The following is a 333-nucleotide window of genomic DNA, read 5'->3' on the forward strand; positions in this document are numbered from 1 at the left end:
CGGGAAGCCGGCCGTCGACTTCATCCCGGCAGTCTCGTGCGCGTCCTTCAGCGTGAAGGGTACACCATGTAGCGAGCCGAGCGTGTCGCCGCGCGCCACTGCGGCGTCAGCTTGCCTGGCGCGCTCGCGCGCGCCCTCCCGGTCAAGGATGACGACGGCATTGATCGCCTCGTTGTGTTTGTCGATCTGGGCAAGGTGCGCATCGAGCGCCTCGACCGCCGAGATTTTTCGGGTGGCGATCGCAGCGGCGAGTTTGGTGGTTGAGGAGAAGGCGATATCCAACGTCAATGCTCCTGCTTGGCCGCGCCGCCCGGCATGAAATGGCGGATTGGC

At 65.5% G+C, this 333-nt stretch carries 1 protein-coding gene; it reads right to left on the reverse strand.

The genetic code is table 11. The features are described from left to right. Positions 1-282: amidase family protein (locus EN874_RS32710; protein ID WP_245516233.1), on the reverse strand; the 282-nt coding region annotated here is incomplete at its 3' end. Between the last annotated feature and the right edge of the window lie 51 nt (positions 283-333).

The organism is Mesorhizobium sp. M1D.F.Ca.ET.231.01.1.1 (assembly GCF_003999155.2).
Classification (GTDB): Bacteria; Pseudomonadota; Alphaproteobacteria; order Rhizobiales; family Rhizobiaceae; genus Mesorhizobium.